Source organism: Mesorhizobium sp. M0514 (assembly GCF_040321145.1).
Taxonomy (GTDB): Bacteria; Pseudomonadota; Alphaproteobacteria; order Rhizobiales; family Rhizobiaceae; genus Mesorhizobium.
This window is the reverse complement of the sequence record NZ_JAMYQZ010000060.1, coordinates 1-19,095: the sequence shown is the minus strand read 5'-3', so window position 1 is coordinate 19,095 and position 19,095 is coordinate 1. Positions and strand designations below refer to the sequence as shown.

The window sequence follows — 19,095 nt, the reverse complement described above, 5'->3', positions numbered from 1 at the left end:
ACCGGACGCAAGCTCCTCGCGGCAGCTGGAGGTCAGCGCTCCACGCGCGGCGACCCCCTCTGTCGCCTTCGGCGACATCTCCCCCTCGAGGGGGGAGGAGATCGCTAGCGCCCTGCGTTACTCACCGCCCCAAACACCGGCGTCGCAATCCCTTCCATCCGCGCCTTGATCTGCAGCGCCACATATTTCGAGTAAAACCGCGACAGCGCCAGATTGCCGCCGTGGAACCACAGCGCGTCCTGCGCCGTCGGCTTCCACATGTTGCGCAGCTCGCCTTGCCAAGGACCGGGATCGCCCTTGACGCCGGAGCCGAGGCCCCAGCATGGCCCGACCTTGTCGGCGACCTCGCGCGAGACGATGGCCGCCACGGTCTCGTTCATCGACTGGTAGCCGGTACAGGCGACGATCGCATCGACGGCCAGCTCGCTGCGGTCGTCGAACAGGATGCCGGTCGGCGTCAATGAACTGATGCCGACGCCGCTCTTCACTTTGATCTCGCCATTGATGATCAGTTCGCAGGCGCCGACATCGATGTAGTAGCCGGAGCCGGTGCGGTAGGCCTTCATCAACAGCCCGGTCTCGTCCTCCCCGAAATCGATGGCGAAGCCGGCGGCGCGTAGCTGGTCGTAGAAGTCTGCGTCGCGTGCCTTGATCACCTCGTAAAGATCCCGCTGGCCCTTGGGTACAAGCGCGAACGGCGTGGACGCGACGATCAGGTCGGCCTTGTCGGTGCTGATGCCGCGCGCCAAAGCCTTTTCCGAGAAGATCTCAAAGCCGACTTCCATCAGAGTGTCGGATTTCACCACTGTCGTCGGCGACCGCTGGATCATGGTGACGTCTGCGCCGCTCTCCCAGAGGTCGACGCTGACATCGTGCCCCGAGCTTGCCGCGCCGATGACAGCGACACGTCTGCCGCGGAATTTCTCGCCGCTTGCATACTGGCTGGAATGCAGGAGTTCGCCCTTGAAGGTCTCGGCGCCGGGCAGCGCGATCTGGCGTGGCGGGCCATAGGCGCCGGTGGCAAAGACAATGTGCTTCGGCTTCAGCGTGATCTGCCGGCCGACGCGGTCGACCACCACAGTCCATACCTTCTCGGCCTCGTCATAGCTGGCGCTGACGCATTTGGTGGCGACCCAGTAGTTGAGCTCCATCACCCTGGTGTACATCTCCAGCCAGTCGCCCATCTTGTCCTTGGGCGTGAACACCGGCCAGTTCTCCGGGAACGGAATGTAGGGCAGATGGTCGTACCAGACCGGATCGTGCAGCACGAGCGAGCGATAACGGTTGCGCCAGGAATCGCCGGGGCGCGCATTTTTCTCGATGATGATGGTGGGCACGCCGAGCTGCCTCAGCCGCGCGCCGAGCATGATGCCGCCCTGCCCGCCGCCGATCACCAGGCAATAGGGCTGCTCGGTGGCGCCGAGGTCGCGCGTCTCGCGCGCCCGCGCCTCCGCCCAGGTTTCGCGCTTCGGATCGGCCTTGTGACGGATGCCAAGCGGCCGCGCCGGTCCCTTTTGTTCCTCGAACCCCTTGAGCTCACGCACCGCCGTGAACAAGGTCCGGCAGCGGCCGTCCGTGAGGCGCACAATCCCTTCGCCCCGCGCGACCGCCGTTTCGAACGTGAACCAGGCCTCGACGGTGCCCTCATCCGAGGTCACCTCGCCGGACAGCGTCCAGTGTGAGGGCTTCACTTCCGCCAGCGTCGCTTGCAGCATGTCGCGGATCGCATCGCGGCCTTCCATCGTGGTGATGTTCCAGGTGAAAGCCAGCAGATCGCGCCAGTAGCAATCCTCGACAAACAGGTTGGCGGCGGCCTCGGCGTCATAAGTTTCCAGCGCCCGTGCAAGGGCGGAAAGCCATGTCGCCGCCTGTTTCGATGGTGCCATGTCGAGCATCTGTTTTTCCCTCATTTTGCGTCCCATTGTTTCGAAAGACGGAGCCGCCGCAAGAGGGGTCGCGATATCATACCGTCGGTTTCTAGCGGCCCGGAACGGAGCCATCTCCCGGAAATCTTTATAGGAATTTTATATCTTTCCTCCGCGGCCCGTCTCGAACCTTTATGGCGATCGGGTCCATATTCCACTTCGAGCAAAACGCTCCGGACGCCGTAGCCCTCGAAGCTACGGCGGGTAGTTCTCATGGATTTCTGGCTCGCCAGTCGCTGGGGCCAAATACAAGCAGAAGCAAGGACCAACACAAATGGACATCGTCGTCATCGGAATCGAGGTTTTGTTCTTCGGTCTTTCCCTCGCCTACATCAAAGCTTGCGACGCTCTTTAAGCGGAAGGATCGCACCATGCTTGTCGATTACATCCTCGGTGGCGGCGTGACCTTGTTCCTGCTCGTCTACCTGACATACGCCCTCGTTCGCCCAGAACGCTTCTGAAGCAAGGCACGGAAAGCCATGACACTCAACGGATGGATACAGATCCTGGTTTATTGCGGGATCGTCGTTTTGCTGGTGAAGCCGCTCGGCGGCTACATGTACCGCGTCTTCAACGGCGACCGCACATTGCTGTCGCCAATACTCGGGCCTGTTGAGCGCGGCCTCTACCGCATTTCGGGAACCAGCGAGCGCGAGGAGCAGCACTGGACGACCTACGCGGCAGGAATCATCTTCTTCAGCCTTGCCAGCTTCCTGGTGCTGTACTTTCTGCAACGCCTGCAGGGCGTCCTGCCTTACAATCCGGCCGGGATGGCATCGGTCGAACCCAATCTCGCCTTCAACACTGCCGTCAGCTTCGTCACCAACACCAACTGGCAGAATTACGGCGGCGAAAGCACGATGTCCTATCTCGTGCAAATGGCCGGCCTCACCGTGCAGAACTTCATGTCGGCCGCCGTCGGCATTGCCATCGCGGTGGCGCTGATCCGCGGCTTCGCCCGCGCCTCGGCAAAATCGATCGGCAATTTCTGGGTCGATATGACCCGCTGCACGCTCTACATCCTGCTGCCGCTCAGCATCATGCTCACCCTGGTCTATGTCTGGCTCGGCATGCCGCAGACGCTGGGGCCGTATGTCGATGCCACCACGCTCGAAGGCGCCAAGCAGACGCTCGCCCTTGGGCCCGTCGCCTCGCAGATTGCCATCAAGATGCTCGGCACCAATGGCGGCGGCTTCTTCAACGCCAATGCCGCGCATCCTTTCGAAAACCCCGACGCCATCTCCAACATGATCCAGATGGTGACGATCTTCGCGCTGGGTGCTGCACTCACCAACGTCTTCGGCCGCATGGTCGGCAACCAGCGCCAGGGCTGGGCGATCCTGGCCACGATGGGTGTGCTGTTCATCGCCGGCGTCGTTGTCTGCTACTGGGCGGAAGCCGCGGGCAATCCGCTGGTGCATGCGCTGGGCATCGATGGCGGCAACATGGAAGGCAAGGAGAGCCGCTTCGGCATTGCCGCTTCGGCACTATTCGCCGTCATCACCACGGCTGCGAGCTGCGGTGCGGTGAACGCCATGCATGACTCGTTCACAGCACTTGGCGGCCTGATCCCGATGCTCAACATGCAACTCGGCGAAGTCATCGTCGGCGGCGTCGGCGCCGGCTTCTACGGCATCGTCATGTTCATCGTCATCACCGTGTTCGTCGCCGGCCTGATGGTTGGCCGCACGCCCGAATATCTCGGCAAGAAGATCGAGGCCAAGGAGGTCAAGATGGCAATGCTCGCCATCCTCGCTCTGCCGTTGGTCATGCTGGTCTTCACGGCAATAGCGGTCGTGCTGCCAAGCGCCGTCGCCTCGATGGCCAATGGCGGTCCGCATGGCTTCTCCGAGGTTCTTTATGCCTACACTTCGGCGGCGGCCAACAACGGCTCGGCCTTTGGCGGCCTTTCCGGCAACACGCCCTGGTACAACATCACGCTCGGCATCTCCATGTGGGTGGGTCGCTTCTTCGTCATCATTCCAGCGCTTGCCATTGCCGGCTCGCTAGCGACGAAGAAGACGGTTCCGGCTTCCGCCGGCACCTTCCCGACCGACGGCCCGCTGTTCGTCGGCCTGCTCGTCGGCGTCATCCTGATCGTCGTCGGCCTGACCTTCTTCCCGGCACTGGCGATCGGACCGATCGTCGAGCACCTGGCTGCCATCAACGGCCAGACATTCTGAGGCTTGTCATGTCCTGGTTCTACCCAAAACGCATGAAGGCCCGGCCGCGAGCCGGCCCACGAGCCGGCAATGAGGGGGAGGAAACGCCCCCTCCCTTCCCCAGCGTATCTACCTTCCTCGGCCTCGCGGCAGTCATGATCGTGATCTGGCTGCTGGCCTATGGTCCGCCGCCCCTCTTTTCGGCATCCGATCGGTCGGTGCCGGCCAACAGTTCAGATACTGGAGCCACCAAATGAGCCAGTCCAAATCCGCGAGCATCATGGATGCCCGCATCCTGTGGCCGGCCATCGGCGGCGCCTTCAGGAAACTCGACCCCCGCACGCTGGTCAGGAACCCGGTGATGTTCGTCGTCGCCATCGTCTCGCTTCTTACCACGGTCCTGTTCGTCAAGGATCTCGCCACCGGCGGCGGCGATTTCGGCTTTACGCTGCAGATCATCATCTGGCTGTGGTTCACCGTGCTGTTCGCCAACTTCGCCGAGGCCGTCGCCGAAGGCCGCGGCAAGGCGCAGGCCGATTCGCTGCGCAAGGCGCGCACCGAAACCCAGGCCAAGCTGCTTGCCGGCGAAGACCGCTCCAGGTTCAAGCTGGTGCCCGGCACCAGCCTGAAGGTTGGCGACATCGTGCTGGTCGAAGCCGGCGACATCATCCCGTCCGACGGTGAAGTGATCGAAGGCGTGGCCTCGGTCAACGAGGCGGCAATCACCGGCGAGTCCGCACCCGTCATTCGCGAATCCGGCGGCGACCGTTCGGCGGTCACCGGCGGCACGCAGGTTCTGTCCGACTGGATTCGCGTGCGCATATCAGCCGCCTCCGGCCACACCTTCCTCGACCGCATGATCTCGCTGGTCGAGGGTGCCTCGCGCCAGAAGACGCCCAACGAGATCGCGCTCAACATCCTGCTCGTCGGCATGACGCTGATCTTCGTGCTGGCCACCGCCACGATCCCGAGCTTTGCCTCCTATTCCGGCGGCTATATCCCGGTGACGGTGCTGGTCGCGCTGTTCGTCACCTTGATCCCGACCACCATCGGCGCCCTGCTGTCGGCCATCGGCATTGCCGGCATGGACCGCCTGGTGCGCTTCAACGTGCTGGCCATGTCCGGCCGTGCCGTCGAAGCGGCGGGCGACGTCGATACGCTTTTGCTCGACAAGACCGGCACCATCACGCTCGGCAACCGCCAGGCCACCGAATTCCGCCCGGTCAAGGGCGCCACCGAACAGGAACTGGCCGATGCCGCGCAGCTCGCCTCGCTCGCCGACGAGACGCCTGAGGGACGCTCGATCGTCGTGCTGGCCAAGGAGAAATACGCCATCCGCGCCCGTGACATGGCAACCTTGCATGCCAGCTTCGTGCCCTTCACCGCGCAGACCCGGATGAGCGGCGTCGACATCGGTGGCTCGTCGGTGCGCAAGGGCGCCGTCGATTCGGTTCTCGCCTATGTCAGCCAGTCGACATCGGCCACTCACGGCACGCGCCCCGGCAGCGACACCGTCAAGGATCTCCAGGCGATCGCCGACGAGATCGCCAAGTCGGGCGGCACGCCGCTGGCCGTCGAGCGTGACGGCCGCCTGCTCGGCGTCGTCCACCTCAAGGACATCGTCAAGGGTGGTATCCGCGAGCGCTTTGCCGAACTGCGCAAAATGGGCATCCGCACCGTGATGATCACCGGCGACAATCCGATGACTGCGGCGGCGATCGCAGCCGAAGCCGGCGTCGACGATTTCCTCGCCCAGGCCACGCCCGAGGACAAGCTGAAGCTGATCCGCGACGAACAGGCCAAGGGCAAGCTGGTCGCCATGTGCGGTGACGGCACCAACGACGCGCCGGCCTTGGCGCAGGCCGATGTCGGCGTCGCCATGAACACCGGCACGGTTGCCGCCCGCGAGGCCGGCAACATGATCGACCTCGATAGTGACCCGACCAAGCTGATCGAGATCGTCGAGATCGGCAAGGCGCTGCTGATGACGCGCGGCTCGCTGACGACCTTCTCGATCGCCAACGACGTCGCCAAATACTTCGCCATCATCCCGGCCATGTTTGCCGTCTTCTACGTTGCGCCGGGACATAAAATCGGCCCCCTGCAAGCGCTCAACATCATGCATCTGGCGACGCCGCAGAGCGCCATCCTGTCGGCCATCATCTTCAACGCGCTGATCATCATCGCTCTGATCCCGCTGTCGCTTAAAGGCGTCAAATACCGCGCCATCGGCGCCGGCGCGCTGCTCAGCCGCAACCTGCTGGTCTACGGCCTCGGCGGCATCATCGTTCCCTTCGTCGGCATCAAGGCGATCGACATGATCGTCACCGGCCTCGGCCTCGCTTAAGGAAATACGTCCATGCTCACTCAGATAAGACCCGCTGTTATCATGATCGTCTTTTTCACCGTTTTGACCGGCCTGATCTATCCCCTGGGCATGACCGGCATCGCCCAGGCGCTGTTTCCGCACCAGGCCAATGGCAGCTTGATCGAGAAAAACGGCACGGTCATCGGCTCCGAACTGATCGGCCAGGGCTTTGCCGACGACAAGTATTTCCATGGCCGCCCCTCGGCTGCCGGCGACGGATACAACGCCGCAGCGTCCAGCGGCTCCAATCTCGGTCCAACCAACCCCAAGCTGATCGACCGCATCAAGGGCGATGTTGCAAAGCTGAAGGCGGAGAACCCGAACCAGCCGGTGCCGATGGATCTGGTGACGACGTCCGGCAGCGGCCTCGACCCCGCTATCAGCCCGGACGCCGCCTATTTCCAGGTCGCTCGGGTGGCCAAGGCCAGGGGCTTCGACGAAGCCAAGGTCAAGGCGCTTGTCGACAGCCATGTCGAAGGCCGCGAACTCGGCTTCCTCGGCGAGCCGGTCGTCAATGTGCTGGCGCTCAACCTGGCACTGGACGATACCAAGCAGTGAGAGACAATCTCTGAAGCCAGGGGCCGGGGATCGACACGATCCTCGGCGCCGTTCATGATCGAGCCTGATGCCGGACGCCAGAAGCAACGATACCAGACCCTCTCCGGACGCGCTGCTCGAGCATGCGGAACGGGAAGAGCGCGGCCGTCTGCGGATATTTCTCGGCGCTGCCCCCGGCGTCGGCAAGACCTATGAAATGCTGATGGCCGGCCGCGCCAGGCTGGCTGACGGCGTCGACGTAGTGGTCGGCGTCGTCGAGACCCACGGCCGCAAGGAAACACTGGCGCTGGTCGACGGCTACGAGGTCATCCCGCGCCAGAAGGTCGACTACAAGGACCGCGTGCTGAATGAGATGGACATCGACGCCATCCTCGCCCGCCGGCCGGCGCTGGTGCTCGTCGACGAACTCGCCCACACCAACGCACCCGGCAGCCGCCACCCCAAGCGCTATCTCGACGTCCAGGAAATCCTTGCGCGCGGCATCGACGTCTACACCACGCTCAATATCCAGCATGTCGAGAGCCTGAATGACGTCGTGGCACAGATCACCCGCGTCAGGGTGCGCGAAACGGTCCCGGACTCCATCATCGACCAGGCCGACGACATCGAGATCATCGACCTCACGCCCGACGACCTGATCAAGCGGCTGAAGGAGGGCAAGGTCTATTTCCCCAACACTGCCCAGCGCGCAGTCGAAAACTATTTCTCGCCGGGCAATCTGACCGCGCTTCGGGAATTGGCGCTGCGCCGCACCGCCCAGCGCGTCGACGAGCAGTTGCTCAACCACATGCAGTCGCACGCCATTCCCGGCCCCTGGGCGGCGGGCGAAAGGGTGCTCGTCTGCGTCGATGCGCGTCCGGGCGGAGCGTCTCGTGTCCGCTATGCGCGCCGGCTGGCCGACCGGCTGCGCGCACCGTGGACGGCGCTGCATGTCGACACGCCGCGTTCGGCCGCCATGTCGGAGGAAGACAAGGACCAGCTGGCCACGCTCTTGCGCCTGGCCGAGCAGCTCGGCGCCGAGGTGACGACCATTCCGGGCCAGAACGTCGCCCAGGACATCGTCCGCCACGCCACAGTGAACAATTTCACCCATATCGTCGTCGGCAGGCCGACCCGCTCGCGCTGGCGCGAACTGATCGAGGGCTCGCTCACCTACGATCTGATCCGCAATGCCGGCGATATCAGCGTCCATGTCATTTCAGGAACGGAGCGCGACAACGAGGCCACGTCGAGGGTCAAGGCGGCGGCCGAGCAGACGCCATTTCAAATCTGGCCTTATCTTTTCTCGACCGTCTATGTCGCCGGCGCGCTTGCCGTCAGTGCCGTCCTCGATCAGTTCCTCGACGTTCGCAACCTTGCCAGCGTGCTTCTGCTGGCGGTGCTGACATCGGCAGTGACCTTTGGCCTGTGGCCGGCGCTGTACGCCTGTTTCCTCAGCGCCATTGCCTTCAACTTCTTCTTTCTCGAGCCGCGCTACACGATGACGATCCGCGATCCGGAGAGCATCGTTGCCTTCGCCGTCTTCCTCGTCGTTGCCGTCATCGCCAGCAATCTGACGGCGCGTGTGCAGCGTCAGGCAGCCGCCGCCCGTTCACGCGCCCGGGCGACCGAGGACATCTACCTCTTTTCCAAGAAACTCGCCGGCGCGGGCACGCTCGACGACGTTTTGTGGGCCACCGCGTTCCAGATCGCCTCGATGCTGAAGCTGCGCGTGGTGCTGCTTTTGCCGGAAGAAGGCACGATCACCGTCAAGGCCGGTTATCCCCCCGACGACACGCTGGCCGAGGCCGACATCGCGGCTGCACGCTGGGCTTGGGAACACAACCGGGCTGCCGGCCGTGGCGCCGATACCCTGCCCGGGGCAAAACGGCTCTACCTGCCCTTGCGGACCGGCCGTACCGCCATCGGCGTCGTCGGCCTCGACAATGACAAGCAGGGGCCGCTCTTGACGCCCGAGCAACAGCGCCTGCTCGACGCGCTGGCCGACCAGGCGGCGGTTGCCATCGAGCGCATTCAGCTGGTCGCCGATGTCGACCGCGCCAGGCTGGCGGCCGAGGCCGACCGCTTGCGCTCGGCACTGCTGACGTCGATCTCGCATGATCTGAAGACGCCGCTGGCGGCCATCATGGGCGCGGCCGGCACGCTCAGGGAATTTGCGCCGGCACTGCCCGAGAACGATCGGGCCGAGCTGCTGACCACCGTGCTCGACGAGTCCGAACGGCTGAACCGCTTCATCGCCAATCTGCTCGACATGACCAAGATCGAATCGGGCGCCATGGAACCGAATTTCGCCCTGCACTATGTCGGCGATGTCGTCGGCTCGGCCTTGCAGCGGGCACGCAAGATCACTGCCGGGCACAAGACCGAGGTTGATATTCCGGCCGACCTGCCGATGCTGAAGCTCGATCCCGTGCTGTTCGAACAAATGCTGTTCAATCTGCTCGACAATGCCGCGAAATACGCGCCACCGGGATCGACAATCCGGCTGCAGGGCTGGGCCGACAATGGCTCCGTCGCGCTGCAGATCATGGATGAGGGACCGGGCATTCCGCCCGCCGACCTGGAGCGCGTCTTCGACAGCTTTTACCGGGTGCGCAAGCGCGATCAGGTCCAGGCCGGCACCGGGCTCGGCCTGTCGATCTGCCGGGGCTTCATCGAGGCGATGGGCGGCACGATCATGGCGGCGAACCGCAGCGATCGCCCGGGCGCAGTCTTCACAATCCGCATGCCGAGGTTGGTACAATCGTCCGATACGGACGTATCAGGTGTGGACGAGCAAGCATCTGGTGATCCGGCATGACAAATTCCAATGTCAGCATACTGGTCGTCGACGACGAGCCGCCGATCCGCAAACTGCTGCGCGTCGGCCTCGGCAGCCAGGGCTATGCGGTCAGCGAGGCGCCCAATGCCGGGGCCGCGATCGAACTCGTCGATGCACAAAAGCCGGATCTGATCCTGCTCGACCTCGGCCTGCCCGGCATGGGTGGCCTCGATCTCCTGCGCAAATGGCGCGACGACGGCCTCGACGTGCCCGTGGTCATCCTGTCCAGCCGCACCGACGAAGCCGGCATCGTCGCGGCGCTCGAACTCGGCGCTGACGACTACATCACCAAGCCGTTCGGCATGAACGAGCTGGTCGCCCGCATCCGCGTCGCGCTGCGCCACAAATTCCAGCAGCATGGCGAAAAGCCGGTGTTCCACACCGGCGATCTCAGCGTCGACCTGGTCAAGCGCATCGTCAAGGTCGAAGGCAAGGAGATAAAGCTCTCCCCCAAGGAATACGACATATTGCGTATTATGGTGCAGCATGCCGGCAAGGTGCTGACCCACCATTTCCTTCTGAAGCAGGTGTGGGGCGATTCGACCGACGTGCAGTATCTCAGGGTCTATGTCCGCCAGCTCCGGCAGAAGATCGAAAAGTCGCCCGACCAGCCGCGCTACATCACCACCGAAACCGGGGTGGGATACCGGCTGCGCGAGGTTGAGTGACCGCGCGCTCGCTGCTCAGTCGACCGACAATTCCGCCGTCCGTGCCAGTGCGCCGCCGAAGCCGTTGAGCGGGATGGTGAAACTCACCGCTTGACCGGTGTCGGCCGCGAAGGCGTCGATCTTCAGCGTGGTGGCTGCCTTGAGCAGCGGCGTGACGCTGGCATCGAACGCCACCGGCACCAGGCAGCCGACGGCCTGGCAGGTGTTGAACGGCAAGCTGCCTTCCAGCTTCTGGTCGTCGATGGTCAGGCTGACTCCTTTGGCGAGCGCCAGGCCGAACGGCAGCGCCAGCGTTCCGGCGGCATCCTCGCCGCTCTTGCTCGACAGCTCGATCGCCAGCAGGCGCTGGTTGGACTGCTTGTTGAACTGCTGATGCGACAGGCTGCAAACCTTGGCCGTGCCGGTTACCTGGCAATTGACCGTCCAGTCGCCATGTGTCTCGGACAGCGCCGAGGCGCCGCCAGGCAATGTCGGGCCGGCAGCAGGGGCGGGCGCTGCGGCGGCAGGCGCCGCCTTGTCGGTCTTGGTTTGCGCCGCGACTGCCACCGGGCCAAGAATACAGATGCTGCCCAGTAGCGCCGCGAAATATACTTGCCTGCTTTTCATCAATATGCTCCCGATTGTGCCTCGAGTCAGCAGCGATTGAGCCCGAGATCCGCGCCCGATAGAGCGGTCAATCGATCTTTTCTGTCAAGTGCGGCCAGGCCGCTTCCTCAGGGATTTCGCCAACCCGTGGCAGATCGGCCCATGGCAGACCCGCCCATGGCAGATCGAGACGAACGCCCTATATAGAGAGGAGGTTATATCTGTACGGGAACGAACTGATGTCGACGCTTCGCCTATCGACAGTTCTGATGTCGGCAATGCTGGCGGTGGCAACGCTCGCCGGAATCATGCAATCTGCTGCGGCTCAGTCCGTCAATCCCAGCGCCAACCGGCTGATCCAGCAGAACCAGCTGCAGCAATTGCGCAACAGCCTGCAGCGGCAGCAGTTCCAGCAACAGCAGCAGCAATATCGCGAGCAGGACCGTCGGATCGTGCCGCAGCCGCGCCCCGAAGTGCCCGTCGTCCGGCAAGCTTGTCCGATTCAGATCGTCAACAACCAGATTGTGCGTGTTTGCCGTTGATATCGGTCGCTTGCGATTTACTTAGTCGACTTATTTACTAAAAATGCTCATTGCCTCGCGGGCATATCAGGGTTTGCAGGCGGCGTGCGGCGGTGCGCCCGCCGACCGGATTTTCAGCACATGGCGACGACGAAGAAAAAGGCGGTACGCAAGGCAAGGCGAGGCGAACGCATTCGCCAGGTCGCCGCCATTCCCTTTCGTCTGGACGTTTCAGGCAATTTCGAAGTGATGCTGGTGACGTCGCGAGCGACGAAGCGCTTTATCGTGCCCAAGGGCTGGCCGATGAAAGGAAAGAGCGGGCGCAAGGCCGCCACCATCGAGGCGCGCGAAGAAGCCGGCGTGCTCGGCAAGACCCGCAAGGCGCCTGCCGGCAGCTATTCCTACTGGAAACGGCTGGAGCACAATTTTGTGCGCGTCGACGTCGTCGTCTATCTGTTGGAGGTGTCCGAGGAACTGGCCAACTGGCAGGAGGCCAAGAGCCGCCAGCGGGCATGGCTCAAGCCGCAGGACGCGGCGTTGCTCATCGATGAGCCGGATCTCTCGACGCTGATGGCCAACCTGGCGCCGCCTCAGCCGGCAGTGCCGGACCCGGCCTGACCAACCTCACTTGCCCTCGTCCCCTTCAGCGGGACCCTCATCCCCCTCAGCAGGAAATGGCCGCAGCGGCGTGCCCGTATAGGCCCACAGCCATTCGCGCGGCAGCGGCCCTTTGTTGCGCTCGCTTTGCTGCGACTGTTCCCATGCATGCGCCAGGATGCCGACCGAGCGCGAGAGCACGAACAGGCCGCGCGTCAACGGCGGCGGAAAGCCGAGCTCGCCATAGATGACGGCGGTGGCGCCGTCGATGTTGAGCGGTATTTTCTTCCCCTTGCGGCGCGCGACCTCCGCCTCGACGGCCTCGGCGATGTCGGCAAAGCGTCCGCTGACGACGCCGCGCGCGGCAAACTCGCGCGTAACTGCGATCAGGCGCGGCGCGCGCGGATCGACCGGGTGGAAGCGATGGCCGAAGCCCGGCACATAGCCTTTTTCCTCGGCGAAGAAACGGTCGAGCCGTGCGGCTACGGCTTGGTCCAGCGCAACACCCTGGTCAAGTGCCACGGCAATGTCGCCATAGAAGGACAGCGCCTGTTCGCCGGCGCCGCCATGCACGTCGCCCAGCACGTTGACGGCGGACGCCATGGCGCTGTTGATGCCGACTCCGCAGGTGATGGCCATGCGGGCAATGGCGATCGACGGCGCCTGCGGCCCGTGGTCGACGGCCGCCCCCAGCGCAATGCCGAGCAGCGCCGCCTGCTCCTCGCTTGGCAATTCGCCACGCAGCATCAGCCAGATCGTGGCCGGAAAGCTGACGCGGCCGATCAGCTCCTGGATTTCATAGCCGCGCAGCCGGATGATGCCGGGGCCCATCTCGATGATGCCGGTCTGCCACCACTCCTCGCCGCGCTCGCGGCCGGTTTTTCTCTCGCTCACGCGCTTCTCCTGGCGCGCGGCGGCAGGGTGGAAAAAACCTCGTCCATATGCTCACCCAGCACCGGTGGCGGCAGGACCGGCAAGGGTGCCGCGCCATCGACCATGAAGCCGCCGCGCACCACTGTCAGCGGCTGCTCCATGCCGGGCAGGCCCTGGAAACGCGTGGTCATGTCGCGCTCGACCACCTGGCGCTCGCCAAGCACCTGCGGGATCGTCAGCACCCGGCCCGCCGGAACGCCGGCGCGGTTGAACTTTTCTTCCCAGGCAGCCGCCGAGGCGCTCGCAAGCGCTGTCTCGATCAGCCCTTTCAAGGAGGCGCGGTTCTGCTTGCGCGTCTCGCGCTCGGCAAAGCGCGGATCGTCGGCCAGTTCCGGCTGGCCGATCAGCCGGCAAAGCGTGACGAACTGCTCCTGCTTGTTGGCGGCGATGTTGAGCAGGCCGTCGCCGGTGCGAAACGCGCCGGAGGGCGCAGCCGTCATGTTCTCATTGCCCATCGGCTGCGGCTCGACACCGGCGGTCAAATAGTTGGACACCGGCCAGCCCAGCGCCGACAGCGTGCATTCGAGCATCGAGACATCGAGAAACGCGCCCTCGCCCGAGGTCTTCTGCTTGACCAGCGCCGCGGCGATTGCGAAGGCCCCGACCAGCCCGCCCAGCGTGTCGGCGACGGGATAGCCGACCCGCAAGGGTGCTGTCTCCGGCGTGCCGGTGATGCTCATGATACCGGACAGCCCCTGGATGATCTGGTCGTAGGCCGGATTGTCGCGCATCGGCCCGCTCTGGCCGAAACCGGATATGGCGCAATAGACGAGACCGGGGCGGACCGCTTTCAGCACCTCATAGCCGAGACCCAGCCGCCCCATCACGCCCGGTCGAAAATTCTCGACCAGCGCGTCGGCCGAGGCGACGAGATCGAGGAAGCGTTCGCGGTCGGCTTCGCTTTTGAGATCCAGCACCACCGATCGCTTGCCGGCATTCTGCGCCAGGAACGACGCGCCCATGCCGGCTTTGTTGAGCGCCGGCGAGGCGCCGAGCTGGCGCGCCAGATCGCCGCCTTGCGGCGTCTCGACCTTGATGACATCGGCGCCGAGCAGCGCCAGCTGGTAGGCGCAATAAGGGCCCGCCAGCACATTGGTCAGGTCGAGGATGCGGATGCCGGCAAGCAGATCGGTCATGATGCTCCAGGTCGCTCAGGCATCGCCCGGCACATGCTCCGGCCCGCGCCGGCGCCGATGCTCGATGAAGGCCCAGATATGCGGACCGGCGAGCCCGATGAAGGCAAGGATCAGCAGCACCAGCGACAGCTTGTGTGTGTAGAACACCGACCAGTCGCCGTTCGAGATCGTCATCGCCCGGCGGAACTGCGTTTCGGCGAGCGGCCCCAGGATCATGCCGATGATGACCGGCGCGGTCGGGAAATCGAAGCGCCGCATCAGGAAGCCGGCGGCCCCCAGGAGATAGAGGATGACGAGGTCGATCGGCGATTGCGAGATGCCGTAGGTGCCGACGGTCGCGAACACCAGGATGCCGGCATAGAGCTGCGGCGCCGGGATTTTCAACAGCCGTACCCACAGCCCGATCAGCGGCAGGTTGAGGACGACCAGGATGACGTTGGCGATGAACAGGCTGGCGATCAGGCCCCAGACCAGATCGGCCTGCGTCGTCAACAGCAGCGGTCCCGGATTGATGCCGTAGCTCTGGAAGGCCGACAGCATGATTGCGGCGGTCGCCGAGGTCGGCAGGCCAAGGGTGAGCATCGGCACCAGCACGCCGGCGGCAGACGCATTGTTGGCGGCTTCCGGTCCGGCAACGCCCTCGATGGCGCCGACCGTGCCGAACTCCTCCTTGTGCTTCGACAGCTTCTTTTCGATGGCGTAGGACAGGAAGGTCGGGATCTCGGCGCCGCCGGCAGGCATGGCGCCGATCGGGAAGCCGATGAAAGCGCCGCGCAGCCATGGCTTCCACGAGCGCCCCCATTCGGCCGCGGTCATGTAGAGCGAGCCCTTGAGCGGCACGATCTCGTCCTTGCCGGCATAGCGGCGCGATGCCATGTAGAGCGTCTCGCCGACGGCAAACAGGCCGACCGCGGCAATGATGACATCGACGCCATCGAGCAGTTCGTTCATGCCGAAGGTGAAGCGCGGCTGTCCCGTCTGCAGGTCGACGCCGATCATGCCGATGACGAAGCCGAGGAACAGGCTGGTGAGGCCGCGCACCGATGACGAGCCGAGCACCGCCGACACCGTGATGAAGGCAAGCACCATCAGCGAGAAATATTCGGCCGGCCCGAAGGCGAGCGCGAACTTCACCACCACCGGCGCCAGGAAGGCGACGCCCATCGTGCCGATGGTGCCGGCGACGAAGGAGCCGATCGCCGAGGTCGCCAGTGCCGCGCCGCCGCGACCCGAGCGGGCCATCCTGTTGCCTTCCAGCGCGGTGACGATGGTGGCGCTTTCGCCCGGCGTGTTGAGCAGGATCGAGGTCGTCGAGCCGCCATACATGGCGCCGTAATAGATGCCGGCGAACAGGATGAAGGAAGCCTCCGGCGCCACCTGGTAGGTGATCGGCAACAGAAGCGCGATGGTCAGCGCCGGCCCGAGGCCGGGCAGCACGCCGATGGCGGTGCCGAGCGTGGTGCCGACCAGGCACCACAGCAGGTTCATCGGCGAGAAAGCGACGGAAAATCCGTGGGCGAGATGGCCGAGCGTCTCCATGGCGTCAGCCCCTCACAGTGGCGATGATCGCGTCGATCACCGTGTTCAGCTGGTTTTCGATGAAGCCGGCGCCAATGTTGACGCCGAGCGCCCTGGCAAAGCCGAAATAGGCGGCAAGCGCCAGGATCAGGCCGGTCAGCGCATCGCGCAGCGTGTGCTTGCTGCCGAAGCCATAACAGACGAGCACGAACATGATGACCGAGGCGGCGGTGAAGCCGAGCGGCTGGATCAGCACCAGATTGGCGACCAGGCCGGCAACGACGATGCCCATCGCCTTCCAGTCGGTCGGCGTCTCCTTTTCTTCCTGCGGCTGCCAGCCGCCGCGCAGCGCGGCGACGATGAGCAGCAGCGAAAGCACGATCATGCCTGTCATGGTGATGTAGGGAAAGACGGTCGGCCCGACCTTGGAATAGAGCGGCGAAACCGGGATCGCCAGGGTCTGCCAAGCCACGGCCGCGGCACAGGCGAGAAGCCCGATGCCGATCAACAATTCGGGCATGGCAAGGCGCGGGGGCGCCGGCTGCTGGTCGCTGGTGCTCATCGATGTCCTCCCGAGATGGCCGGCATCCTCCCGCCGGCCGCATCCGCAGTTTCACTCCCAGCGCATGATATGTCCATGCCGCAGGCGAATGTCGGAAGGGGCGGCCGTGGCCGCCCCTGAAGACATCAGGCGAGGCCGAGATCCTTGAGGATCGCGGTGATGCGGGCGGTGTCGTCGACGAGGAATTTCGCATAGTCGTCGCCGGTGAGCAGGATGGGCGTCCAGTTGCGGTTCTTGCATTCGGCTGCCCAGGCATCGCTCTTGGCCATGGTCTCGATCATCGTGACCATCGCCGCCTTGTCGGCGTCGGAGACGCCTGGCGGTGCGAAGACGCCGCGCCAGTTGAACAGTTCGACGTCAATGCCGGCTTCCTTCATCGTCGGTGCGTCGATGCCGTCCTGGCGCTTGTCGGCGGAGATCGCCAACAGCCGAAGCGCGCCCGCCTTGACCTGCTCGGAGAACTCGCCGAAGCCGGAAATGCCGGCCGCCACCTGGTTGCCGAGCAGCGCCGACAGCGCCTCGCCGCCGCCGGCGAAAGGCACATAGGAGAGGTTGGTTGCCGGAACGCCGACCGTCTTGGCGATCAGCCCGAACAGGATGTGGTCGGAGCCGCCGGCCGAGCCGCCGGCCACCGGAACCTTGGTCGGATCCGCTTTGAGCGCCGCAACGAAATCGCCGGCCGTCTTGAACGGCGAATCCGCCGGCACTACCAGCGCCTCGAACTCGCCGGTGAGGCGAGCGATGGGCGTCACTTCGGAGAGGTTGTTGGCCGATTTGTTGGCGATGATGGCGCCGACCATGACCATGCCGGCCACCATCAGCGAATTGCCCTTGCCCTTCCATTGGCTGATGAACTGCGGCAGGCCGACCGTGCCGCCGGCGCCGCCGACATTGGTGATCTGCGAGCCGGAGATCAGTTTTTCACTGCGCAGCACCTGGTCGATGGTGCGCCCCGTCTGGTCCCAGCCACCGCCGGGCGCGGCCGGCACGAAGATCTGGATCTGCGGTGCATCCTGAGCGAAAGCGGGCGTCAAATGCGTTGCAACGAATCCGGCAGCGCCTGCGGCCGCGGTGCTCATCAAAAATCTGCGTCTGTTCAGCATGGGATTCCTCCAAATCACGACACCTCCTCCGGTGCCTGCCAGAAACGTAGCCTGAAAACAGACCCGCTCGGCAAAAATTCATGCCGATTTCGGTACGTTCTGTCAACAGGAACGCTGTTCTACTAGACAGAACCATGGATGTGCGGCACAGTCGCTTCGGCCGGCCTTTGTCCGAGCAGGTAAACTGGGATGAAACTGTTCATGAGATGACCGAAGCGCGATCCCAGCCCTTACAGGTAGATGGCGTCGCCGCACTCGACCGTGCGATCGCCATTCTCGATGCGTTCGCGACCGCCGACCGCTCGCTCAGCCTGGCCGAGATCGCGGCGCGCACCGGGCTCTACAAAAGCACCATTTTGAGGCTGGCGAACTCGTTGCTGCGCGGGCAGTTGCTGGAGCGGCTCGACGATGGCCGCTACCGCATCGGACCCGCCACCTTTCGGCTTGGCGCGCTTTACCAGCGCTCGGTCGTGGCGGTCGACATCCTGCTGCCGATCATGCGCGATCTTGCCGAACGCAGTTGGGAAAGCGTGGCGTTCTATGTCCGCTCGGGCGACGCCCGCACCTGTCTCTACCGCGTCGAATCCAAGCATCCTATCCGCTACACGATCCGGGAAGGCGACCTGCTGCCGTTGCTCACCGGCTCGGGCGGCCGCGTGCTGGCAGCGTTTTCAGGCCAGCCGGGCGAACCATACGAGACCATCCGCAAGGCCTGCCACTATCTGTCGATCGGCGACCGCGACCCTGAGACGGCGGGCGTCTCGGTGCCGGTGTTCGGACCGGGCCGCGTTCTGCTCGGCGCCTTGACGCTCGCCGGCCCGTCGACACGCGTCGATACGGCGTTCCTGCGCCGCATGACACCGGACCTGCTGGAGGCCGCCGCTCGCGCCACCCGCGCCTTCGGCGAGGATGCCTCGATGCTGGAGCAGGCAGCGCGCCTAGCCGGCGCTGAAACCGTGATCGGCCTCAGTTCGCCTTGACCAGCACCACGCGGCGGTTCTTGGCGCGGCCGGTTTCGTCATCATTGCTGGCGACAGGCGCCATCATGCCGGCGCCGGCGGCGGTCAGCCGGCCGCCATCGATGCCGTATTTCGAGACCAGCGCCGCCTTCACCGACTGCGCCCGCCGCGACGACAGATCGATATTGTAGTCGAAGGCGCCCTGGTTGTCGGTATGACCGACGACGATCACCGCCATACCGGGCTCGTTGGTCAGAAGCGTCGAGATCTCCTTCAGCGTCGGTTCCGATTCCGGCTTGATGTCGGCCTTGTCGGTGTCGAAGAAGATGCCGTAGAGCGAGATGGAGCCGGTGGCCGACAGCGAATCCGCCATCTTGGCCGCTTCGACCACCACCATCTTCTTGTCGCGCGCCTTGGGCTCCAGCACCTGAACGACGGCGATGGTGCGGCCGTTGAGTTCCTTGCAGTAGAGGTCGTCGATCAGCGAATAGGCCTGAACAGTGACATAGGCGTCGCCGCCATCCTGCGGCACCTTGGCAGCGAAGAAGCGCTGGTCGTTGATACCGGTGGTTACCGCACAGGCGCCATTGGAAAAGGCCGCGTCCTTGACGTCGCTTTCATGGAAGAAATACATCATCAGGCTCATGTCGCCGCCGCCACCGCTCGACGACCGGTCGGC

General features: G+C 64.4%; 17 protein-coding genes. 9 read left to right on the top strand and 8 right to left on the bottom strand.

Features of this window, described 5'->3' with window-relative positions:
* Positions 1-104: 104 nt before the first annotated feature.
* Positions 105-1,895 (bottom strand): NAD(P)-binding domain-containing protein, encoded by a 1,791-nt coding sequence (locus NKI61_RS22360; protein ID WP_352840865.1) that lies wholly within the window; start codon positions 1,893-1,895, stop codon positions 105-107.
* Between the two features lie 401 nt (positions 1,896-2,296).
* Between NKI61_RS22360 and NKI61_RS22355 the strand changes: the two genes are divergently transcribed.
* The 6 genes from NKI61_RS22355 to NKI61_RS22330 all read left to right on the top strand — a co-directional run bounded on the left by NKI61_RS22355 (position 2,297) and on the right by NKI61_RS22330 (position 10,502).
* Positions 2,297-2,386, top strand: a complete 90-nt coding sequence (locus NKI61_RS22355; protein WP_023669708.1) for a K(+)-transporting ATPase subunit F — start codon at positions 2,297-2,299, stop codon at positions 2,384-2,386.
* Between the two features lie 18 nt (positions 2,387-2,404).
* A complete protein-coding gene (gene kdpA / locus NKI61_RS22350) occupies positions 2,405-4,108 on the top strand; it encodes a potassium-transporting ATPase subunit KdpA (RefSeq protein WP_352840863.1) in 1,704 nt (567 codons plus the stop codon).
* Positions 4,109-4,340: 232 nt separating this feature from the next.
* Positions 4,341-6,434: a potassium-transporting ATPase subunit KdpB gene (kdpB, locus tag NKI61_RS22345; protein WP_352840860.1), complete on the top strand. Its 2,094-nt coding sequence runs from the start codon at positions 4,341-4,343 to the stop codon at positions 6,432-6,434.
* Between the two features lie 12 nt (positions 6,435-6,446).
* On the top strand, positions 6,447-7,013 hold the full coding sequence (gene kdpC, locus NKI61_RS22340; RefSeq protein WP_023744101.1) for a potassium-transporting ATPase subunit KdpC: 567 nt from the start codon (positions 6,447-6,449) through the stop codon (positions 7,011-7,013).
* 67 nt (positions 7,014-7,080) lie between these two features.
* Positions 7,081-9,813, top strand: coding sequence for a DUF4118 domain-containing protein (locus NKI61_RS22335; RefSeq protein WP_352840857.1), 2,733 nt, complete (start codon positions 7,081-7,083; stop codon positions 9,811-9,813).
* A complete protein-coding gene (locus NKI61_RS22330; RefSeq protein ID WP_352840855.1) occupies positions 9,810-10,502 on the top strand; it encodes a response regulator transcription factor in 693 nt (230 codons plus the stop codon). Before NKI61_RS22335 ends, NKI61_RS22330 begins: the two co-directional genes overlap by 4 nt.
* 15 nt (positions 10,503-10,517) lie before the next feature.
* Here NKI61_RS22330 and NKI61_RS22325 read toward each other — a convergent pair whose 3' ends face one another.
* Complete coding sequence (locus NKI61_RS22325) at positions 10,518-11,108, bottom strand: invasion associated locus B family protein (RefSeq protein ID WP_031243995.1); 591 nt, start codon at positions 11,106-11,108, stop codon at positions 10,518-10,520.
* A gap of 218 nt (positions 11,109-11,326) precedes the next feature.
* On the opposite strand from NKI61_RS22325, the gene NKI61_RS22320 reads away from it, so the two are divergent.
* Positions 11,327-11,629 carry a hypothetical protein gene (locus tag NKI61_RS22320; RefSeq protein WP_023704190.1) on the top strand — a complete coding sequence of 101 codons (303 nt, stop codon included), beginning with the start codon at positions 11,327-11,329 and terminating at the stop codon, positions 11,627-11,629.
* Between the two features lie 120 nt (positions 11,630-11,749).
* Positions 11,750-12,226: an NUDIX hydrolase gene (locus NKI61_RS22315; RefSeq protein WP_023669717.1), complete on the top strand. Its 477-nt coding sequence runs from the start codon at positions 11,750-11,752 to the stop codon at positions 12,224-12,226.
* A 6-nt stretch (positions 12,227-12,232) separates the two neighbouring features.
* Here NKI61_RS22315 and NKI61_RS22310 read toward each other — a convergent pair whose 3' ends face one another.
* From NKI61_RS22310 to NKI61_RS22290, 5 genes are all read right to left on the bottom strand, one after another.
* Complete coding sequence (locus NKI61_RS22310; RefSeq protein WP_352840852.1) at positions 12,233-13,099, bottom strand: citryl-CoA lyase; 867 nt, start codon at positions 13,097-13,099, stop codon at positions 12,233-12,235.
* On the bottom strand, positions 13,096-14,274 hold the full coding sequence (locus tag NKI61_RS22305) for a CaiB/BaiF CoA transferase family protein (RefSeq protein WP_031195530.1): 1,179 nt from the start codon (positions 14,272-14,274) through the stop codon (positions 13,096-13,098). Before NKI61_RS22305 ends, NKI61_RS22310 begins: the two co-directional genes overlap by 4 nt.
* 15 nt (positions 14,275-14,289) lie before the next feature.
* Positions 14,290-15,813, bottom strand: coding sequence for a tripartite tricarboxylate transporter permease (locus NKI61_RS22300; protein ID WP_023733580.1), 1,524 nt, complete (start codon positions 15,811-15,813; stop codon positions 14,290-14,292).
* Between the two features lie 4 nt (positions 15,814-15,817).
* Positions 15,818-16,354 carry a tripartite tricarboxylate transporter TctB family protein gene (locus NKI61_RS22295; RefSeq protein ID WP_023700086.1) on the bottom strand — a complete coding sequence of 179 codons (537 nt, stop codon included), beginning with the start codon at positions 16,352-16,354 and terminating at the stop codon, positions 15,818-15,820.
* A 125-nt stretch (positions 16,355-16,479) separates the two neighbouring features.
* The gene (locus tag NKI61_RS22290; protein ID WP_023691946.1) at positions 16,480-17,457 is read right to left on the bottom strand and encodes a Bug family tripartite tricarboxylate transporter substrate binding protein; all 978 of its coding nucleotides are present in this window, start codon (positions 17,455-17,457) and stop codon (positions 16,480-16,482) included.
* Between the two features lie 206 nt (positions 17,458-17,663).
* Between NKI61_RS22290 and NKI61_RS22285 the strand changes: the two genes are divergently transcribed.
* The gene (locus tag NKI61_RS22285) at positions 17,664-18,437 is read left to right on the top strand and encodes an IclR family transcriptional regulator (protein WP_352840850.1); all 774 of its coding nucleotides are present in this window, start codon (positions 17,664-17,666) and stop codon (positions 18,435-18,437) included.
* On the opposite strand, the gene NKI61_RS22280 is transcribed toward NKI61_RS22285, so the two are convergent.
* On the bottom strand, positions 18,424-19,095 hold a 672-nt coding region (locus NKI61_RS22280; protein WP_352840848.1), incomplete at its 5' end, for an OmpA family protein. The two genes, NKI61_RS22285 and NKI61_RS22280, sit on opposite strands and share 14 nt — an antisense overlap.